The 19,460-nt window shown below is 58.2% G+C and carries 18 protein-coding genes, 1 tRNA gene and 1 pseudogene; 5 read left to right on the top strand and 15 right to left on the bottom strand.

Annotation, left to right across the window (positions count from 1 at the left end; translation table 11 throughout):
• Positions 1–11: 11 nt before the first annotated feature.
• From RM463_RS07370 to RM463_RS07435, 14 genes and pseudogenes are all read right to left on the bottom strand, one after another.
• Entirely contained in the window at positions 12–950 is a 939-nt protein-coding gene (locus RM463_RS07370) for a GIY-YIG nuclease family protein (protein ID WP_311429620.1), read from the bottom strand.
• Positions 947–2,302, bottom strand: coding sequence for a restriction endonuclease subunit S (locus tag RM463_RS07375; RefSeq protein ID WP_311429621.1), 1,356 nt, complete (start codon positions 2,300–2,302; stop codon positions 947–949). The genes RM463_RS07370 and RM463_RS07375 overlap by 4 nt, the downstream gene beginning before the upstream one ends.
• The gene (locus RM463_RS07380; protein ID WP_311429622.1) at positions 2,299–4,287 is read right to left on the bottom strand and encodes a class I SAM-dependent DNA methyltransferase; all 1,989 of its coding nucleotides are present in this window, start codon (positions 4,285–4,287) and stop codon (positions 2,299–2,301) included. Before RM463_RS07380 ends, RM463_RS07375 begins: the two co-directional genes overlap by 4 nt.
• A gap of 124 nt (positions 4,288–4,411) precedes the next feature.
• The gene (locus tag RM463_RS07385) at positions 4,412–5,059 is read right to left on the bottom strand and encodes a hypothetical protein (protein ID WP_311429623.1); all 648 of its coding nucleotides are present in this window, start codon (positions 5,057–5,059) and stop codon (positions 4,412–4,414) included.
• Between the two features lie 49 nt (positions 5,060–5,108).
• Complete coding sequence (locus RM463_RS07390; RefSeq protein ID WP_311429624.1) at positions 5,109–5,732, bottom strand: recombinase family protein; 624 nt, start codon at positions 5,730–5,732, stop codon at positions 5,109–5,111.
• A 6-nt stretch (positions 5,733–5,738) separates the two neighbouring features.
• Positions 5,739–6,152 carry a plasmid mobilization relaxosome protein MobC gene (gene mobC / locus RM463_RS07395; protein WP_311429625.1) on the bottom strand — a complete coding sequence of 138 codons (414 nt, stop codon included), beginning with the start codon at positions 6,150–6,152 and terminating at the stop codon, positions 5,739–5,741.
• 852 nt (positions 6,153–7,004) lie between these two features.
• Complete coding sequence (locus RM463_RS07400; protein ID WP_311429626.1) at positions 7,005–8,000, bottom strand: type IV secretion system protein; 996 nt, start codon at positions 7,998–8,000, stop codon at positions 7,005–7,007.
• Positions 7,997–8,290 carry an EexN family lipoprotein gene (locus tag RM463_RS07405; protein ID WP_311429627.1) on the bottom strand — a complete coding sequence of 98 codons (294 nt, stop codon included), beginning with the start codon at positions 8,288–8,290 and terminating at the stop codon, positions 7,997–7,999. Before RM463_RS07405 ends, RM463_RS07400 begins: the two co-directional genes overlap by 4 nt.
• A gap of 9 nt (positions 8,291–8,299) precedes the next feature.
• The gene (locus tag RM463_RS07410; protein WP_311429628.1) at positions 8,300–8,950 is read right to left on the bottom strand and encodes a type IV secretion system protein; all 651 of its coding nucleotides are present in this window, start codon (positions 8,948–8,950) and stop codon (positions 8,300–8,302) included.
• A gap of 2 nt (positions 8,951–8,952) precedes the next feature.
• The gene (locus tag RM463_RS07415; RefSeq protein WP_311429629.1) at positions 8,953–9,276 is read right to left on the bottom strand and encodes a hypothetical protein; all 324 of its coding nucleotides are present in this window, start codon (positions 9,274–9,276) and stop codon (positions 8,953–8,955) included.
• Between the two features lie 94 nt (positions 9,277–9,370).
• A complete protein-coding gene (locus RM463_RS07420) occupies positions 9,371–10,189 on the bottom strand; it encodes a replication protein P (protein WP_311429630.1) in 819 nt (272 codons plus the stop codon).
• 46 nt (positions 10,190–10,235) lie between these two features.
• Positions 10,236–10,892 (bottom strand): annotated as a pseudogene (locus RM463_RS17520) (helix-turn-helix domain-containing protein); the annotation flags it as partial.
• 754 nt (positions 10,893–11,646) lie between these two features.
• Positions 11,647–12,708, bottom strand: coding sequence for a site-specific integrase (locus tag RM463_RS07430; protein ID WP_311429632.1), 1,062 nt, complete (start codon positions 12,706–12,708; stop codon positions 11,647–11,649).
• A gap of 97 nt (positions 12,709–12,805) precedes the next feature.
• Positions 12,806–12,882 (bottom strand) — tRNA-Ile (locus RM463_RS07435).
• A 152-nt stretch (positions 12,883–13,034) separates the two neighbouring features.
• Here RM463_RS07435 and RM463_RS07440 point away from each other — a divergent pair.
• Positions 13,035–14,054: a CNNM domain-containing protein gene (locus tag RM463_RS07440; RefSeq protein WP_311429633.1), complete on the top strand. Its 1,020-nt coding sequence runs from the start codon at positions 13,035–13,037 to the stop codon at positions 14,052–14,054.
• Between the two features lie 86 nt (positions 14,055–14,140).
• Here the strand turns inward: RM463_RS07440 and RM463_RS07445 are convergent, their stop codons facing one another.
• Complete coding sequence (locus tag RM463_RS07445) at positions 14,141–15,094, bottom strand: arsenic resistance protein (protein WP_311429634.1); 954 nt, start codon at positions 15,092–15,094, stop codon at positions 14,141–14,143.
• An 80-nt stretch (positions 15,095–15,174) separates the two neighbouring features.
• On the opposite strand from RM463_RS07445, the gene RM463_RS07450 reads away from it, so the two are divergent.
• The 4 genes from RM463_RS07450 to RM463_RS07465 all read left to right on the top strand — a co-directional run bounded on the left by RM463_RS07450 (position 15,175) and on the right by RM463_RS07465 (position 19,361).
• Positions 15,175–16,053, top strand: coding sequence for an AEC family transporter (locus tag RM463_RS07450; protein ID WP_311429635.1), 879 nt, complete (start codon positions 15,175–15,177; stop codon positions 16,051–16,053).
• Positions 16,054–16,171: 118 nt separating this feature from the next.
• The gene (locus RM463_RS07455) at positions 16,172–16,372 is read left to right on the top strand and encodes a DUF1656 domain-containing protein (protein WP_161423752.1); all 201 of its coding nucleotides are present in this window, start codon (positions 16,172–16,174) and stop codon (positions 16,370–16,372) included.
• 20 nt (positions 16,373–16,392) lie between these two features.
• The gene (locus RM463_RS07460) at positions 16,393–17,253 is read left to right on the top strand and encodes an HlyD family secretion protein (RefSeq protein ID WP_311429636.1); all 861 of its coding nucleotides are present in this window, start codon (positions 16,393–16,395) and stop codon (positions 17,251–17,253) included.
• A 5-nt stretch (positions 17,254–17,258) separates the two neighbouring features.
• Positions 17,259–19,361 (top strand): FUSC family protein, encoded by a 2,103-nt coding sequence (locus RM463_RS07465; RefSeq protein WP_311429637.1) that lies wholly within the window; start codon positions 17,259–17,261, stop codon positions 19,359–19,361.
• Positions 19,362–19,460: the final 99 nt, after the last annotated feature.

A 19,460-nucleotide genomic window follows, 5' to 3' on the forward strand; every position in this document is an offset into this window, starting at 1 on the left:
TTTTCACCTCCTCAGGTAGAGACTGGCTCTGCCTCCGCAGCGGCAGCGCTAACCTGCTGATCTTGCCAGGCGGCGTAAGTCTGCCCTCTGCCCTCCACCTTCCAGTGCTCTCTGCCATTGGCACTTCGGCCGGAAACGACCGCCGCGGCGGCGCTGGGGCTCGAGAAGGCGTAGTCGGTGGAGAAGCGCCGAAGTCCTTGTTCAGCCTCCACCAGCACTCCGTCGTCGCATAGCTGCTGATAGAGGCTCTGGTAGCCTCCATCCACGCCGGTCCATTTGCCACGCGCCAAAGACCCTTCCAGCACATAGAACTCGCCGTCGATCTCCTGGCCATGGGCTTTGATGCCGTGCCGCGGCACTTCGGCAATAAAGCGGGGCGATTTTTCAGTACGGGACTCCTGGGCAACCGGCTCACTGGAAGGCATCGGGCGGTCACGCAGGAAGTCGAAGCCCAGCACCGGCAGTACGGTGCGAATCTGCTCCAGGAAGAACGCCATATCGGCGCGGTCAGACTCGGGCAGGTTGATGTACTCGTGGGCAGTGCCGTTGATCAGCTTGCTTCGGCCTGTCTGCCCTGCACTTTGAATCAGCAAGCTTTCCAGGTACTTCACGTGGGCCTTGGTCAGGTTCTGGTCCTTGCTGGTGACCAGGCTGACCTTCTCCCAGAAGTCCTTGCCACCACGCTCCTCGGTCCGATTGTGCTGTTTCAGGCGGGTGCCGACGTCATCGCTCTCGCCAATGTAGACCTGCGGGCGCAGGCTATTGTCGGGGTCGGGGCCGACCAGGAAGTAGATCCCGGTGCGGCCGCACTCGGGGCGCTGGACCAGCTCGCTGAGCTTGCTGCGCGGCCCGGTGAGCACATGGCCGGTCCAGTTCATGATCTCGGCGGTCAGCAGGCCGTTGGGCGTGCCGTCCACCAGAAAGAGCCGAATGCTGCGTCCCTGCGTCATACCATCTCCACTTGCGCGGCCTCGCTGGATGCCGTTGAGCCCTCAGGTGACAGCCAGTCTCGCACGTCTATCTTGCCGGTGACGGCGGCGGAGATCAGGGCGGAGCGACGCTCGGACAACATCTTTACTGCACTTTCAGCTTCATCAATTAGCTTTGTGAACTGTTGTTTTAAAGCTGAAACCTTAAGATCAATCGCCTCTTGCTCACTTAAGGGAGGTACAACTAACGGAATGTCGTAGACCTGCTCAACGCGCAGGTGAGAAACGGTACTGCCGTGTGAAACACTGTTAATGTAGCGAGAAAGACAATCTGAAGTTAAAAAGTCAAAAACAAAAAACGTGATCCTGCTGTCGCTTGGAATGATATTCATCATCCTCTGACCCAGGCATAAAGGCATGTTTTCTGGCACCAAGCAGACCTCCCCTGCCGGGGCCTCACGAGTAAACAAAATCGAACCTTCTGGCGGCACGCCCCTCTGAGTCCAGACATTAAAATCTTCTTCGTTTGTGTAAAACGCACCATCAACAATTAGAGACTGGCTTTTAACATTCGAGGTTCTTACAACCAAAAACTCTCCATCATCATGATAGCTTGGCGTCCTATTCTTACAATCCACAATTCGAGCAACAAACTTTAGGCGCGTCACCTCCCAATGCGCCGGCACTTCCCCCAGCCACTCCACCCCGGAGTCCTTCATCGGAACATCGGGATCCAGCCCCTTGGTGACGGCATGGGAGATCACCGCTTGGCGTTTCTCTTTGAGCAGCGCGATCAGGCACTGCTGCTCCTCCACCAAGGCGTCGATGCGGGCGGTTTCGTGGTCGAGGAAGCGCGATATACGCTTTTGCTCTTCAATATCCGGTGCATAGAAACGCACAGCCCCAATCAGTTCTTGGTTTAAAAGAAGGGCTCCGTATATATTCTCTCTTCCATATTTTGGAATGAACTGAGGAGCAGCGTAGCTCCAATAAACCAGGTCAACATATTCGTTCGGCTCAAAGGAGGCGATAGCTTCGTTTGTGTATGCCTGCTTGCCAAGAAATGAAACATTACCGACAGTCAGCTTGAAAGAAAACAACATGCTGCCGGCAGGCGACAACCTGCCGCCCCTGTCGGATACAGCCTTATCGCTGATTTTTGATTTAGTGTCATGGATCACTGGCTTGTTAAGGTCAGCGATGGTCACCCAAAGGTTATCGCCATCGTAATATTCTTCTTTGCCCGACGAGGGGGTCCACCCCACTGTGTAGGGCACATGCCAAGCAATTTTCTTGAGTCCCCAATGCGCCGGCACTTCCCCCAACCACTCGACGCCGGAGTCCTTGTATTCGGGATACTTCGGGAAACTCATGCCGACAGCTCCTCGATCATCTGCTTGATCCGGTCGGTGCAGGCCTTGAGGTCGGCGTCGATCTCCTCCAACGGGCGCGGCGGAGTGAACTCATAAAAGTGCCGGTTGAAGGGGATCTCGAAACCGACGATGCCGATGCGGCCATCCAGCGGGTCGCGCTTCTCCTCGTCGATCCACGCATCGGGCACATGGGGCTTTACCTCGCGCTCGAAGTAGTCGAACACCGACTCGTCCAGCGGCACGTTCTCGTTATCGCGCAGGCCGGTGTCGGGCTCGGGGCTGCCCTTCCTGTCGAGGCAGATATCCGCCTCAGGGTCGCGCTCGGAGAGGGCATTGAGGATCGTCTTCTGCAGCGGGGCGCCGACCTTCATGCCCTCCGGCAGGTGCTGCTTGAACGCGGCCTTCAGTGCCTTGGTGAAGGCATCGCGATTGGTGAAGCGCTGTTCCGGGTCAAGAGTGGCGCAGGCGGCCTTGAGCGCCTCGCGCTCGGCATCAATGAGCTTCTGAATCGGCTTCTCGTCATCGAGCCTGGCCAGGCGCTCGGGGCTGGCCTGGAAGTTGAGGCGCAGCGGGCGCTCCACGGTGATGCGCCGGTAGCCGAAGGCCTCCACCGGGAAGAGCTTGCTCTCCTCGCTCTCCTGGTTGGCGCCGTAGAGGCGCACGATCTCCTCGATATCGCGGTCGGCAACGAACTGGCGCTTGCTGCCCAGCGACTTGCGCATCTTGCTGGCCCGGCCGGTGGCATTGATCAGCTGCACCTGGCCGCGGCGCTCGGCGGGCTTGTTATTCGAGAGCACCCACACATAGGTGGCGATGCCGGTGTTGTAGAACATGTCGGTGGGCAGGCCGACGATGGCCTCCACCAGGTCATGCTGCAGCAGGTAGCGGCGGATCTCGGACTCGCCACTGCCGGCCCCGCCGGTAAACAGCGGCGAGCCGTTGAGGATGATGCCGATACGCGAGCCGCCATCCCGGCGGGCGCGCATCTTGCTCACCAGGTGCATCAGAAACAGCAGCGAGCCGTCGGAGACCCGCGGCAGGCCGGGGCCGAAGCGGCCCTCATAGCCCTTCTGCTTATGCTCGTCGGTGATCGCCTTCTGCACCTTCTTCCACTCCACGCCGAAGGGCGGATTGGAGAGCATGACGTCGAAGCGCTCGCCGGGAAGCTGGTCGTCGGCGAGGGTGTTGCCGAGCTTGATCCGTTCCACCGCCTGGCCCTTGATCAGCATGTCCGCCTTGCAGATGGCGTAAGACTCCGGGTTGAGCTCCTGGCCGTGCAGCGAGACGGTCACGTCCTGGCTGACCTGCTGGATATACTCGTCGCTCTCGGAGAGGAAACCGCCGGTGCCCGCGGTGGGGTCGTAGACGGTGACGATGCCGTGGGGGCGCAGCTTGTCGTCCTGGCCGGTGAGCACCAGGGAGGTAGTCAGGTGGACGATATCGCGCGGGGTGAAGTGCTCCCCCGCCGTCTCGTTGGAGCTCTCGGCGAACTTGCGGATCAGCTCCTCGAACACCAGGCCCATGCCGTAGTTGGTCAGCCGCTGGGGGCTCAGGTCGGTGGCGGCAAAGCTCTCGATGACCTTGTACAGCAAGTTGGCGGCGTCGAGCTGCTGAACGTAGTTCTCGAACTCGAAGTGCTCGAAGATCTCCCGAGCGTCCTGGCTAAACGACTGCACATAGCTCATCAGGTCGTCGGCGGTCTGGGTGTCGGAGAGCGTACCCAGGGCCAGCGGTGAGGCGTTGAAGAAAGGCTGCTCCGCCGCGCGCAGCAGCAGCTTCTCGCGCACCACCTCGGGCTTGGCCTGATGGGTATGCGCCGCGGCCAGCACATCGGCCTTGGTGGGCTCCAGCACGCACTCCAGGCGTCGCAGCAGGGTAAAGGGCAGGATGATGCGGCCGTACTGGGACTGCTTGAAATCGCCGCGCAGCAGGTCTGCCACGGACCAGATAAAGGCCGCCAGTTGAGAGTGACTTTCCGTGTTCACGATGCTTCCCCACGTTTTATGCGATTCAGTATAGGTTGAGTAGCATCATACACGGGGGGATGGGCTCAAAGCAGCCCGGCCTCGGACTGCAGGTACATGGAGCACTAGGCTATAAATTCAGAGCTTATTCACCTTCATCACCCTTACTCAGTTCCCGCATCCTACTCTCGCTACTCTCGTTCCAACCCACCTGAACATAAACATTCCGCTTATGGGCTACATGAAACTCACCAGAATAGACGTCTTCGCCATGTTCATAAAAAATGTATTCATTATCACTTGTGTAAAAAAGCTTACCTTTAACACAACTTTCCCCAGAGACTTCGCACATAAAGTCAGTCCTATTTAACTCCAAGAATTTACCCAGGTCTTCTTTAGCCTTTTCCTCTATTCCTTGAACGCCAGCAGCAACCACCAAAAATACAAGAAGCCCTGTCAAATAGTAAAAGCAAGCACCAATAGATAACATTAAAGCACGAGCCGTATCACGACCCAGGCCGCCAAGATATATCCGCCCTCTAACCTTAAACAGCAGGGCCATAACATCAGAAAAGTATGTCAGTGCGGCAGCATACAAAACCACCAACGCAACAACATTGATACGAAAAATATCAATCAGCGAATAAACACCCCAGGCGATATAGTCAGAGGGATCTAAATCAGCCCAGCCCACCTCATACGTAATTAATGAGAAAAACGAGTATTTATAAACATACCCCGCCACATACAAACAGGATAAAAACACAGCACCTAGAGCAATTCCTCTTTGCATTTAACACTCCTTATTCCTAAATTTCTCGACAAAGTGCAATATCATAAAATCAACTATCACCCTTGCTAAATTTAGACCAGACTCGTTTAACCGAAGCTTCACTGCATCCAGCAATGCGAGCAGTATCTGATATAGAGAACCTAGCAGAACGCAAAGCCCTAATGCGTTCATGAAGCTCTTTATTCGGACGTCGCCCCGTAAACAGTCCCTTTTCTTTAGCAAGCTCGATGCCCTCCTGCTGTCGCCTGCGACGCTCCTCATAATCATCTCTAGCCATCTGCAAAGCTAATTTAAGTAGCATCTCTTGCACTGACTCAAGAACTATTTTGGTTATCCCCTCCGACTCCTTCACCAGATCTGAAAAATCGAAAACACCAGGAATTGAAAGTTTCGCGCCTTTTTCATGGATAGTATCTATAAGGGCTTGGGCCTTTGGAAGGGGTAAACGACTAATACGATCAATTCTTTCTGCGACCACGAGCTCACCAGGCTGCAGGTCCGAAATCATACGCATGAGCTCTGGTCGATCAGCTATAGCTCCTGAAGCCTTTTCCCGATACACAGCAGCAACATAATAACCAGCTTCTCTAGCATCCGAAATAAGCCTCTCCTGGCGCTCAAGACTCTGTGTTTTACTGCTTGCTCTCATATAGATTCTGGCAACCTTAATCATGCCTCGCTATCTCCACCGATTCATATTCTTATCCAACAAATCCAAAACTAGCGCACGATGCTCATCTATATTCCCGGATAAGTCTTCAATTTCTTCACGCTTGATTCTATCACTCTCCCGAAACTCGACATTCAAAGCCCTAGCCACCTGGTTAAGGTTACGCCCGATTGCACCCAACTCACGGCATGATTGACGCAGCGCCTTAATCTCTTCATCAGAGAGGACAGGTTCGCGGTGAAGAGCAGCCAGTACGACCGCTGCCGTCCAGCTGGTACGATTTAAGTACCCTTCTTCTTGAGCCATCCCGTCCATTTTTTTGAAATCCCCAGGCGCTAGCCGAATCGTAACCTTTTCAGATTTTGATTCTGCGCTACTGGCAACAGTATGAGGTGCACAGCCAGACACCTTCCGGATCATCATCCTTAGCATCTTGGATTCACTAACACGGCTCGCTCGGCAGAATTGACTCCACGCTGCCTTCTCATCATCAGTCAGTCGAGTTCTAGTCACCTTCATAAGCGTCAACCATACGTTCTCATCGCAACTTTTAACAGAAATCTGAACCTGCACGAGCACTTGGTACCAAATGCCAGCACTTTGCGAATCCTGCCCTAGCCCTAAAACCAGTGGTGGATTTCGTACGCACGAAATTTTCTCGATGTCGGTAGGCCGGCGGTTAACGCCGAATAAATGGCTGCCCATAATCCGCAACGTGCCTTTCTTACGTAAGAAATTCAGGTTTCGCTGACAAGGCTGAAGGCGTCGCCATTAGTAATACGCACGAGCTTTTCTCAAACCTGATCGTGACCTGGGGCTGAGCCGGTGGATTCGCCATTAGTAATAGGGGAGGCACTTGTCTCAGCCTCAATAGCCACTCCGCGCTCATGCCGACGCCTGGCTATCTCAGTCTTCATCCATTGCCCGGCGGCGCGCATCTCGTTGCGCAAGTCTTCTACCTCCTGAGGCGTCAAGCGACGATAGCTCATGATTGTCGGTCCTGTGACGCATCTCGCCGAAGCTGCGGATAGATCGCCGTTCGCCATCGCCATTGAAGTACGCACACTGCGATTCCCGCCGTGCAAACAAGCAGTATTTTGATGGCATGGGTATCCCCCCCCAACGCATTCGAGACCATCCCTGGGAGTGCGGGCATCAAGGCCACGACCAGCAAGGCACCAATGAGTAGCAGCACGCCAGATAGCCATAGCTCTCCGAGACGTTTGATGCGCATCCAACGCGCATGCCAGGTGGCAAACCATTGTGATGGCATGTTCAACCTCCGGTTATCACGTTGCCGGCACCAAAGCGCTTCTGATACGCTCGATAAGCCGATTTGGCGCCACGATACGGTGCTGCTGCAGCGTTTCCTACGATACGCGTATCTCGCTGAATACCACGGTACTGACGCCTGATTGTTGAGGGACGCATCGCGGACATAGCGGAGCCCAGAGCGCCCTGAGTTGCCAATGCCACACCACCGCCCAATGCAGAAGCAATGGCCGGCACCTGCTTCAGAACGAGGATGCCAAGGGCAAAAAAAGCAATCAGATAGGCGCTTGTGGTCATACTAGCCATCGTGCCTGCCGAAGATTCCACGATGTTCATGAACGCTTCGCTGACATCGATGACCATGCGCCCAATGGCTGAACCCAAAACCAGCAGCATGCCGAAATTGACCACCATGCCCAGCCAGCTCTCGAAAAAGCGTTGGGTGCTGTTAAACAGCAGGCCGGTGATAAAGAACGGCCCAATAGCCAGCAGCACTGTCGTTGCCACCTTGCTGGCCAGCAGGAGAAACGCCACTACGATGGCAACACCACCACCAAACACCATGATCAAAATTGCCACCAGATACATGCCGAAATCACCACTCATGACTCCCGCTTTATCCCAGGCCTGATCGGCTACGGCCAGAACGCGGGAGAATAGGCTGTCCAAAATGGTCGCTGCACCTCCATTGGACCCCGTGATGACTGCTGCTACCTTTACCGGGCCGTGAGCCAGCACGTCCACCACGACGCCCATATAGGTACCGACCGTCAGTCCCAGCGTCATGATGAAGCCGATGCGAAGGATGCGAAAGACGCCCTCCTGCAAAGGCTCACTGACCTTGCCAAACATCATCAAATAGCCCCAGATCGCAACCCAGACGATCAACATACTGGTAAACATTGGAGTGATGTAAGCGATGAGGTCAGTAGCCGTGTTGACGATGTACTGGTCCAGTGCTTGATCAACGACGGAGAACATGCCTTCAAACAGGTTCATGAACCCTCCTCGCTTTTGAGGCTAGACAGGTCAAGCTCGAAGGGTTCACCGCTAGACAGTGCCCGTTCTGCCTGGAGTGCATTGATGCAATTCGGCGTCTCTTGGAGTTCGCCAGGGTTGTTGCCGCATGTCTCCAGGGTCACCTTGCGCTTATTGTAATGCGCTTTGTACCAGTCCACGGTCTGCACCGGGCCAGTATCCGGGGTGTCATCAAAGCACCCGGACTGCGCAACGCTGACCAGAACCACAATGGCAATATTTCGTGCGCACGAAATTTTCCCGACATCCATAAGACCTCCTTACCAATCAAGTTCGAACGGTTCCCCTGATGACCCGACGCGCATCTGCTGCACACGCTGGTTGTGCATTGCCCGGTTGGCCTCGGCTTGCGAACGAAGCATGGTCAGCTTGGCCATTTCGTTTTGCAGCATGACTTCCTCGGCGCCGATACGGGCCTGGAGGTCCAGAACGTCTTTCTGATCGGGGCTGTTGTTGACCTCGGCCACCAAGCCGGTCAGCTCGTTAAAACGCTCCTGGGCCTGCTCCAGGGACTTTTGGGACTGGCCAAGCCAGGTCGCCGTGTTCTGGTTGCCACTGTCGTACAGCTCCGCCACATCCCCGGACAGGCCGTGTTCGTTCGCGCCCCTGATACCGGCGTCACTCAGCACCTGGTTAGGATCGACGTTCACGGCGGTGTCATAGGCCGAGTCGATGGCGTTGCCCAGGCCACGAACCCCGCTCATGCTGTCCAGCTCCTTGTTGGCCGTTTCGAGCTGGCTTTTCAGTTGCTCGATTTGGTTAAGCATGTGCTGAGCCTGCAAAATCTGCTGGGTCAAGCTCGACACGTCGATAACGGGAATCCCGCCTGCCATGGCTGGCTGCGATAGTCCGATGGTGGCCGCGAGGGCGACACCGGCCATTTTTCGTGCGCACGAAATTTTGATGCTCATGATCAATCCTCCTTTTGAGGCTTCTGATGGTTCGCCTTGGCCTCCAGACGCCGTTTCGTTCTCTGGAGCGTGAGTGCACGCTTTTCAAAATCCAGGCTTTTGATATCGATGGACTCCATCACCTCTTTCATCTCCTCAATGCATATGAAAAATTCTTCAGGAAGATCCTCCAGCCCTTCAGTTATACAATCGCGAGCGTGACCGGCAATAATTACCAAAGTTTTAATCTCACTCTGCATCGCTTGCAGTTCTACTGCATGTGTTCGATAAAGCCGTGATAAACCATTATCAAAATAATTAGGCGCATCAAAATTATTACTCTCCATACTAGATCTCTATAAGAAAATTTCCCATCAATTACACACACCCACAACTAACCCCATGACCTTCCTGTTTACATCACTAAGCAGAGCGTATTTATCAATGCGACAAAATTTTCCTAATCTCGCTCAGCGCAGCGCCTTTAACCTTTGTGCAACCCAAGCTCTTTGCTAGCATCAGAGCTCGTTCCTCTCCCCGTTTCACAGCCCTTTGAACCGGAGTAAGTTCATTGTCTTTTCCCAGCAATTCCTGATCAGATAATTGCTGCCCGCTAATCACACGGTTAACTAGTGCAAGGTATTCCTGACTGAACCGGTCGCGAACCCTGCCTATTTCTTCAAAAGAAGTGTGCATAACAGCCCACGTTACTTTTCTAGCTGCAAGACGGACAACGACATGGCTCCACAAACGATCACCAGGAGAGTGAGCCTTTTCACATACTTCCTCCCAAGCTTCTTCCATAGTTGGCATGCCTAAATCCTCTGGCCTTATCTCACATAAAACAGCGAATTCTGCAGGTTGTGGCGGCCAAGCGGCCTTACCTTCTCTAACAAAATCTTTAAGCCTCTCCTTACAACGGCAATAGCCAATATTTAGCTGCAAGACATTTAAATGGGCCAATTCAGCAAGCCACACCCCCTGCTCATCAAACAACCCCCATTGACTAACAAACTTATTACCGTAAAGATTCTTAAGGGCATCAAATAGTGCATCAATGTCGCCTTCACTCACTACTTGCGCATTGAAACTTGATTCGGATTCAGTTTTCCAGTTATTAACATCTCCGGTTTCGTTCTCGTGCTTCGGCAGCTGAGACACGACGTGATGAAGATTTTCCGTAGTAACTTTCATCGCCATCTTTCCCCCAAAGTCGTGAGGACCTCTCCTCAGTTCCTTTTCGAGACGTTTGGTTTTCATAAACCCAACGTGCTAACCGGTCATGCCAGCCCTGTTCAGTGAACTTCCGAGCTGTTTCCGAATAAAACCCAACAAAGTCAGCTATCTCAGCTTGGCTAGGGTAAATATCATCAGGCATGCCTCTGCGTTTACATGCAAACCTGAAGACATCGTTATCGGGTTCCCATGCATAGGTCATTCGGTACTGCTTAGGATGCCTCTCGCTCTGTTCATCTACGTATGTGTGTGTGTTAGTGACGGTTAAGGGCGGTTCGGGTGCAGATATTGCACCCCGTTCCACCGTAATCTGCGCCCCGTGGCAGTGGCGGGGTGCAGTATTTTCCCCCCGTGGCAGACGGGGTGCAGATTTCGCATCTCGTTGCCCCTCACCACTCGCTTTCTTTTCAGAATCGACAACGCTTTGATCAGCACCAATGTCCATTCTGAGGTCATATACCACTGGCCTACGATCAGCGCGGTCAATAATTGCCGCTGCCACCCTCTGATTTCCTTTCTTTATTACACCCAACTCCTTCAGCAACTTAATTTTTTCTTGTACAGTTCGACGCTTAAGGCCTGTATATTTAGATAACAGATCGATGCTTGGAAAAGCGTAACGACCTATTTCGTCGGCATGGTTAGCCAAGCCAATGAGTACATGACGCGCACCGGGGTCTCTCACAATTTGCTGATGTAGAGCCCAGGCTATTGCTTGCACGCTCATCAGTGCTCCAAGCCCAACGCATCCTTTACCTGAAGAGTCCGAAAGTAGACTCGACGCCCTACCTTTACCATTGTCGACTTCAGCTTTCTCGACACCTCAGTATCGCTATATAAAGAAACACGAACGCCATCTGGAGAGCGATCGAGCAGGTCCGCCAAGTCAGATATGCTCATCAGAAGGCCGAATCTGTCAATAAGGTAATCATCTACAGTCATAGCTAGCACCATCAATCGAACGTTGACGGAAATTATACTAACCAACTCAAGATAAAGCTCAACCATGCCATTTTTTTAGGCCAATCAATACAATACACATTGACCATCAAAATATATCACTTTGACTATCTGTCTTAAAAACAAACTCAGAAAGGCAAATAATTTCAACGCTTTGCAAATTAACAAAAATACACAATATTATTTTAAAACCTTCGCCTACAGGCTCAAACCAGCGACCTCATAATAATAATAAGAATATTATTATTATTATCTTTCAACACCCCACCACCTCGCTCAGGCTAAATCTTGCAGGCGCCTCTGGCTTTCCCTTACGGCACGCCTAGGCACTTATTTCGTACTGAGGACTTAATACGATACAAAATATCATACAGAATATGATATGAAGCATGCCCGCCACACATCACTGGCATGACATGGGCTATCTTTGATCAGGAGATGAAGGGAGTTTGTCTATTCAGTGGTAGTAATAGTAATAATATTACTATTACTACCACAGCGTTACATCCGAGATGGTTTGGCTAGTAGCTTTGAATTCGGTCTAGCTTCGAGACAAGATCTTCTGCCCGCAAATGCGTATACCGCCTCAGCATTTGCATGGACTTATGGCCGCTAATTGAGGCGACCTCTTGATCAGATAGTCCCGCCTCTACCAGCCGACTGACGGCTTCATGGCGTAGGTCGTGGAAACGAAAGTCATCGAGTCCGGCCTTCTTCTTCGCCTGATTCCATAGCTTTGTGTAAGCGTAGGGACCGCGCTTTCCGTCCCTACCAGGCTCACCGAAGAACACCAGGTCACAGTCAAGCGGCCGCACCGGGTTGTTCAGCGCCTGCTTGAAAACCTCGGTGGCGGACTGGGTCAGCGGCACCAGGCGGGCTTCGTTGTTCTTGGTATCGGTGAGACGCACCACGCGGCGTTTCACATCGACCTGGGAGCGTGTGAGGGTCAGGATCTCCGACGAGCGCATGCCCGTCTCCAGAGCGATTCTGGCGATCCAGGCCAGCATGGGGTTGCTGTGCTGCCGGAGCACGGCGAAAAGCCGTTTCTCCTCGTCGGGACTCAGGCGCCGGTCTCGCCCCTCCCCCGGGCTGGGCTTACGGATGTTCTGGACGGGGTTGTAGGTCAAGCCCAGCCCCCATTCCTGGATGGCCACGGTGTATAGGTGGCCAAGCAAGGCGAGCTCCAGGCGCACGGTATTGGCGCTGATGGGCTGGCCACGATGGCCAATGCTGTTCAGACGGGTGTCACGGAAGTTGGCGATCAGCTCCGGCGTCAGGGCCGCGAGGGAGTACTTGCCCAAGTGCTCAATCAGCGTGTTGGCCTTGTGGCGTTCGCTCTTCTGGGTGCTGGGCTTCTTGGTAGGGGTAACGTCGGCCAGGTACCGCTTGAGCGCGGCTTCGAGCGTCATACGCTCCGAGGCGCTGCGCTGGATATAGACGCCACGCACCATTTCGTCTTCGGTGCGGCGTGCCCAGTCCTGGGCGTCTCGTTTGGTGCGGAAGGTCTTGGCGGTGGTGGGCCAGCCGGTCTTGCGGATAACGGCTTTCCAGCTACCGGCAGGGGTCTTGACGATGGTGGCCATGAAAGTCTCCAGGGGGCTGAAGGATCGGCACTGTACCGAAACTGTACCCTTGGGCTATGGGACTCACCAGGTAAAATTCGTAAGACGCTGATTTCATTGGTGGGCCCAGCTGGACTCGAACCAGCGACCAAAGGATTATGAGTCCTCTGCTCTAACCAACTGAGCTATAGGCCCTTTATACGGAGGGTGCGCGAAAGGCGCCGGCGTATGATAGCGAATGCCGATGGCCGAGACCAGAGCGAGATGCCTTGCAGTGAAGCGATGCCATCGGCGATTATGCTCGAGCCGCAACACGCGGCCCTTTTCTGGCCACCATCCGAGACCTCATGTTCCTGCTGATAGCCTTCGCTGTTCTCTCCATTGGCGTTTCCTTCCTGTGCTCACTGCTCGAGGCGGCGCTGCTCTCGATGACCCCCAGCTATGTGGCCCAGGTACGCGAGACCAACCCCAAGCTGCACGCCAGGCTCAACGATCTGAAGCGCAATATCGATCAGCCGCTGGCGGCGATTCTTACGCTCAACACCATTGCCCATACGGTGGGTGCCACCGGCGTCGGCGCCCAGGTCACGGTGGTGTTCGGCGAAGCCTGGCTGGGCATCGCCTCGGCACTGATGACGCTGCTGATCCTGTTTCTCTCCGAGATCATCCCCAAGACCATCGGGGCCACCTACTGGCGTCAGCTGTCGGGCATGCTGGCCCCCACTCTCGATGTCATGGTGCTGACCCTCAAGCCGTTTATCTGGATGTCGGAGCAGATCACCAGGCGCATCGGCAAGGATGCCATGGACACCGACATGCGTGGCGAGATCAAGGCGCTGGCGCAGATCGGCCAGGAGGAGAAGGCGCTGGACCCGGAGGAGACCCGCGTCATCATCAATATCCTCAACCTGCATGATATCCAGGTGAAGGACGTGATGACCCCGCGTACCGTCTCGGTCACGGGGACGCCCGCCATGACGGTGAGCGAGTTCAGCTCAGAGCTCAGTCCCTCGCCCTTTACCCGCTTCCCGGTGATGGATGGAGGGGAGCAGGCGTTGGGCTATGTGCACAAGGCCGACACCTACAGCGCCGATGAGAGCGCCGACCTCAAGTCGCTGATGCATCCGGTCAAGTCGGTACTCGCCGAGGAGAGCATCGAGCAGATCTTCACCATGATGGTGCAGGACCGTCAGCACCTCTGCGTGGTGTATGACGACCTGGGCACCTGGGTGGGCCTGATCACCCTGGAGGACGTTATCGAGACTATTCTCGGTCAGGATATCGTCGACGAGACCGACAATGTCGCCAACCTGCGCAAGTACGCCCGCCAGCGCTGGACCAAGAGCCTGAAGACGACCGAGGAGTAGTCCGCCGCTTCTCCTGGATCAGTGCTCTGGCTGGATGGTCTGACGGGATGGCCTGGCCGTATCCCCGACGGTGTGCTGACGATAATCTATCGATCGGGGATCAACCGGCCGGGCACCCAGCGCAGATAGGCCAGCATGCCGAACAGCTCGACCAGCGACTGGCAGACGACCACCACCGTGGCCTGCCAGCCCTCGGGCAGCGCCAGGGCGATGGGCAGCATCACGAAGGAGTTGCGGGTACCGAAGCTGAAGGTGAGCGTGCGTGCCGCCGGTGGCGTCAGCCCGAAGCCACGCCCCAGCCCCCAGCCCAGTAGCGCGGCCAGTGCCAGGTAGCCGATAAAGAGCGGCAGCACCTGCAATACCACGCCACTCAGCCCCCGCATGCCGGCGATCTGGGTCGCCGCCACCACCAGCAACACCATGGCCAGAAGCGGCACGGGCAGCCAGCCCAGTCCCTGCACCAGGCGGCGTGCCGTGGCGCGACGTCGCGCCAGCCGCTGGGTCAACCCGGCCGCCACCAGTGACACCAGAATCAACCCGACGAAGGCGCCGAGCAGCGGCGCGCCGATGGCGACCCGCACCCACTGCATATCCAGAAACAGCCAGAGATAGAGCGGCAGCGTCAGCAGCTGCAACACCAGCAGCAGCGGCGTGGCGGCGATGGCGCGTCCGGCATCGCCCTTGCCCAGATGGGTGAAGGTGATAAACCAGTCGGTGCAGGGCACCAGCAGCACCAACAGCACCCCGAGCCGAACGGCCGGCGCCAGCGGCAACAGCGCCACCAGCGTGCCCACCAACAGCGGCAGCAGCAGGAAGTTGCCTGCCACCAGTGCCATGGCGAAGCGCCAGTCCTGCAGGGCCAGGGCGAGCCGCCCTAGCGGCACCTGGGTGAAGGTCGCGTAGAGCAGCACGCCGAGCAGTGGCCAGAGTCCGCCCTCGAGGGTGGCCCTGATCTCGGGCCGCATCAGGCCCAGGCCAAGCCCGGTCACTATCGCCGCCAGGTAGAGCCAGACCTGATGGCGTTCGAGATGGTCACGCATTCACTTTTCCCCTTCTGCCTTGGCAAGCCGTGCGGCGATTCAGGACAATGGCGGGTCCTCCACTCTTCTGAGGCACCTGCATGCTTGCCGAACTCTTCGCGGTGATGGCCCCGGTACTGGCCGGGGCGGGTCTGGGTTTTTCCTGGGTGCGACTGGGGCAGCCCTATCCGGTCGAGTTCGTTACCCGCCTGGTCTTCAATATCGGGACGCCGGCGCTGGTCATCGCCTCGCTCTCCAGCGCCGAGATCGAGGCCGGCAACTTCGGCCGCACCATGCTCGCCACGGCGCTGGTGATCTGCACCATGGCGGCGATGACCTGGCCGCTGGCCCGCCTGCTGCGCAAGGACTGGCGGGTGCTGCTGGCACCGGCCATGTACCCCAACACCGGCAACATGGGCCTGCCGGTAGTGCTCTACGCCTTCGGCAACGCCGGCTTCGCCTACGGCATCACGGTCATGGTCACCGTCTCGCTGTTCCAGTTCACCCTGGGGTCGGTGATGGCCAGCAACAGCGGCAACGCGCTGCGCACCCTGGTGCGCACGCCCACCGTCTACGCCATTCTGCTGTCGCTGGTCCTGCTGCTGACCGATACCGACCTGCCCCTGTGGCTCGCCAATAGCGTCGACCTGATCTCGGGCTTTACCGTGCCGCTGATGCTGATCACCCTGGGGGTATCGCTGGCCAGCATTCAGGTCAGGAGCCTGCGCTCCGGCATCGGCTTCAGCCTGCTGCGCATCCCGGTGGCCGCGGCGCTGGCCTGGGGCATCGGCGCACTGCTCGGCCTGCCGCCGCTGGCCCACGGCATCGTGGTGCTGCAGATGAGCATGCCGGTGGCGGTGTTCAACTATCTGTTCGCCCAGAAGGCACGCCGCGAGCCGGAGTATGTCGCCAGCCTGGTGTTCTGCTCGACCCTGCTCTCGCTGCTCTATCTGCCGCTGCTGCTGGCCTGGCTGATGTAGGCCTGGTTGATATAGACCAGGGGCGGGAGAGCCAGCTACGTTATCCTGCGTGGATTTTGCGTCCCATGAACTTTGCTACCATGGCGTTAACTCCAGACCCAGCGCGCCAGGAGCGAGCATGCCACTTCGTGAAGTCGCCATCGGCGGGCTATATCTTTCCCCTCTGCTGCTGTATGCCCTGATCGGGCTCGGCGCCACCCTGCTGATTCGTAGCCTGCTCTTTCGGCTGCTGGGCGCTAACCGCCTGTGGTACGAGGCCTGGTTCGATGTCTCCCTGTTCGTGATCTGCACCGCTGCCGCGGCCTATCTCTCGGCGTAGTCACCCGGAACCCTCATACCATGCGCACACTGCTTCGCAGCCTCGTCACCCTCGTTATCGTCGCCCTGGCCATCCTCGCCGGCCTGTGGCTTTGGCACTACTACCTCTATACCCCCTGGACACGCGATGGCCGGGTCGGGGCCGAGATCATCACCGTGGCCTCGGACCTCTCGGGCCGGGTCGTCTCGCTGTCGGTCGATGACAACCAGCGCGTCGCGGCGGGCGAGCCCCTGTTCCGGGTCGACCCCCAGCGCTATCGCTCGGCCCTGGAGAGTGCCCAGGCCCTGGTCGACCAGCGCCAGGTCGAACTGGAGCGACGCCAGCACGAGGCCTCGCGCCGTAGTCATCTTAGCCGCCAGGCGATCAGCGCCGAAAGCCAGGAGACGGCACGCCTCGAGAGCCAGGTGGCCCAGGCCCGACTCGATCAGGCCCGCAGCCAGCTCGCCAGCGCCCGCCTCGACCTCGAGCGCACCACGGTGGTGGCACCGGCGAGCGGCCATGTGCTCAACCTGCAGCTGGCCCAAGGGAACTACGTAAATGCCGGCGCGCCGGTGATGGCGCTGGTCAAGACGGACTCCTTCCATGTCACCGGCTATTTCGAGGAGACCAAGATGCCGCGCATCCGGGTCGGTGACCCCGCCCGGGTCATCCTGATGAGCGGCGATACCGAGCTGCGCGGCCATGTCGAGAGCATCGGCCGCGCCATCGCCGACCCCCACACCACCCCCGATGCCCAGTTGCTGCCCCGGGTGGCCCCCACCTTCAACTGGGTCCGCCTGGCCCAGCGCATCCCGGTACGCATCGCCCTCGATGAGCTCCCCGCGGAGCTCTCGCTGAGCGCCGGCATGACCGCCTCGGTGCATATCGAGCCCCGGGAGTAACCCGCATGTCGCCCTGGCTGCAGGCATACCTGACTCCCAGCGGCGAGGCCGTGCGGTTCGCCATCAAGGCGACCCTGGCCATGCTGCTGGCCCTCTATGTGGCGCTCTGGTGTGACCTGGAACGCCCCTACTGGGCGCTGATCTCGGCGGCGTTCCTGCAGATCCGCCCGATGAGTGGCATGGTGGTCGAGAAGGGGCTGAGCCAGATCACCGGCACCCTGGTGGGCTGCGGTGCCGGCATCGCCATCATGGCCGTGTTCGGTCAGGCCCCCGTGCCGGCCCTGCTGTTCCTGACCCTGTGGATCATGCTGTGCACCTACGGCAGCTCGCTGCTGCGCAACAACGCCTCCTATGGCTGCATCATGGGGGCCGTCACGGCCATGCTGATCGTGGTGATCGGCGCCAGCCGGCCCGACGCCATCTTCAGCATCGCCGTGGCCCGCCTGTCGGAGCTGGCCCTGGGCGCGGTATGCGCCACCCTGGTCAGCTCGCTGCTGTGGCCGATCAGGGTCGGCGACCATCTGGGCCGCCAGGCCGACGAGGTCGTTAACCAGGCCTTCCTGCATGCCGCCCAGCGGATGACCGACTCGCAGGATCTCGGCGAGCTTCAGGGCACCCTGACCGGCAGCCTGGAGCCTCTCACCCTGCTCGAGGGGGATAGCCAGGCGGCGCGTTATGAGGGCCCCGAGGGTCCGGGGCGAATTCGCGCCAGCCACGTGCTGACCCGCCATACCCTGCGCATGCTGGCCACCCTACACGCCCTGCAGCAGCTGCTGCACCACGAGGCGCAGCGCCTCTCGCCGACGATCCACGCCCTGGCCGGTGACCTGGCCGACGCCTTTCGCGATTCCGCCAGGGAGAGCGGCATCACCGCGGCCCATCGGCGGCTGCACGCGCTGCGCCGCCGGGTGCTGGCGTGTCCCGATGAGGCCCTCTCCCCCATCGAGCAGCGCTGCCTGCTGGGCATGCGCGAGACCCTGGGCCACGCCCTGGTGATGCTCGACGCACGCGATGCCATTACCCGGCCGCAAGGGAAGCGACTGCGCGGGGTCGCCCTCGCCTGGCATCGCGACCATCTGGTCGCCGGCGTCAACGCGCTGCGCGCCGGGGGCATCTTCTGCGTGCTCGCCGCCTTCTGGATGGCCACCGGCTGGAGCAGTGGCCAGGTGGCCATGCTGCTCGGCACCCTGCTGTCGGCGTTCTTCGCCAGTCGTGACAATCCGGTCATGGTCGCCATGATGTTCGCCAAGGGCATGCTGGCGGCGATCCCCAGCGCCTTCCTGTTCGGCCATGTGCTGCTGGCCCAGGCCAGCGGCTTCCCGATGCTGGCGATGCTCGTGCTCACTCCGCTGTTCCTCGGGTTGCTGGGCGCGGCCAATCCGCGACTGATGGGCTACTGCCTGGCCTTCACCATCGGCAATATCCTGCTGACCATGCCGGGCAACGGCATGGACCTCTCCTTCGCATCCTTCATCAACCGGGCCGTCGCCGTGATGATCGGGCTGGCCACGGTAGTGATGGGCTTCCGCCTGCTGCCCGGCCTGGGCGCCACCCTGCGCAAGCGCCGCCTGATCGCCGCCATCGTCGGCGACCTGAAGCGCCTGGCGGGTCCACCGGTGCAGGAGACGGAGGCACACTTCATCGGTGCCATGGCCGACCGCATGCTGCACCTGGCCAAGCATGACGATGTGCTGCCGGATGACCAGCGCCACCTCCTCAGCCTCGGCCTCGCCGGCCTGGACACCGGCTACGCCTGCCTGCAGATCCGCCGCCGCCTCGACGACCTGCCGGGTAGCGAGCTGAAGCGGGCCAAGCGGCGCTTCATCCTGGCGCTGGCCGAAGCCTACGCCGACAGCGCCCGGGGGCGAACGCCTCACGGGGTGCGCGAGGCGGGTGCGGCACTGATCGAGGCCGCACATCACCAGCCCTCATTGAGCGAGCGCCACCAGAGCCTGCTCGCCGGGCTGGTGGAGCGCCTCGACCTTGCCCTGCAGCGTCAGGCCCAGCGCGCCCACGCCTCCTACATGGCTCGCCAGGGAGATCAAGATGCGGCCAGAGACGCGGTTCGCGACGATGCGACGGGGTCCCCGGCGGATACCGCCAGGTAACGGCGGCTGGCGTCATATAACAGATCGCGTATCCTCATGGCGCGACTAACAGGCCGCCCCATCGCATCGGGCCGTTAAGTTGAATGATCATTCAAAAAA

The organism is Halomonas sp. LES1, from assembly GCF_031846005.1.
Taxonomy (GTDB): domain Bacteria; phylum Pseudomonadota; class Gammaproteobacteria; order Pseudomonadales; family Halomonadaceae; genus Halomonas.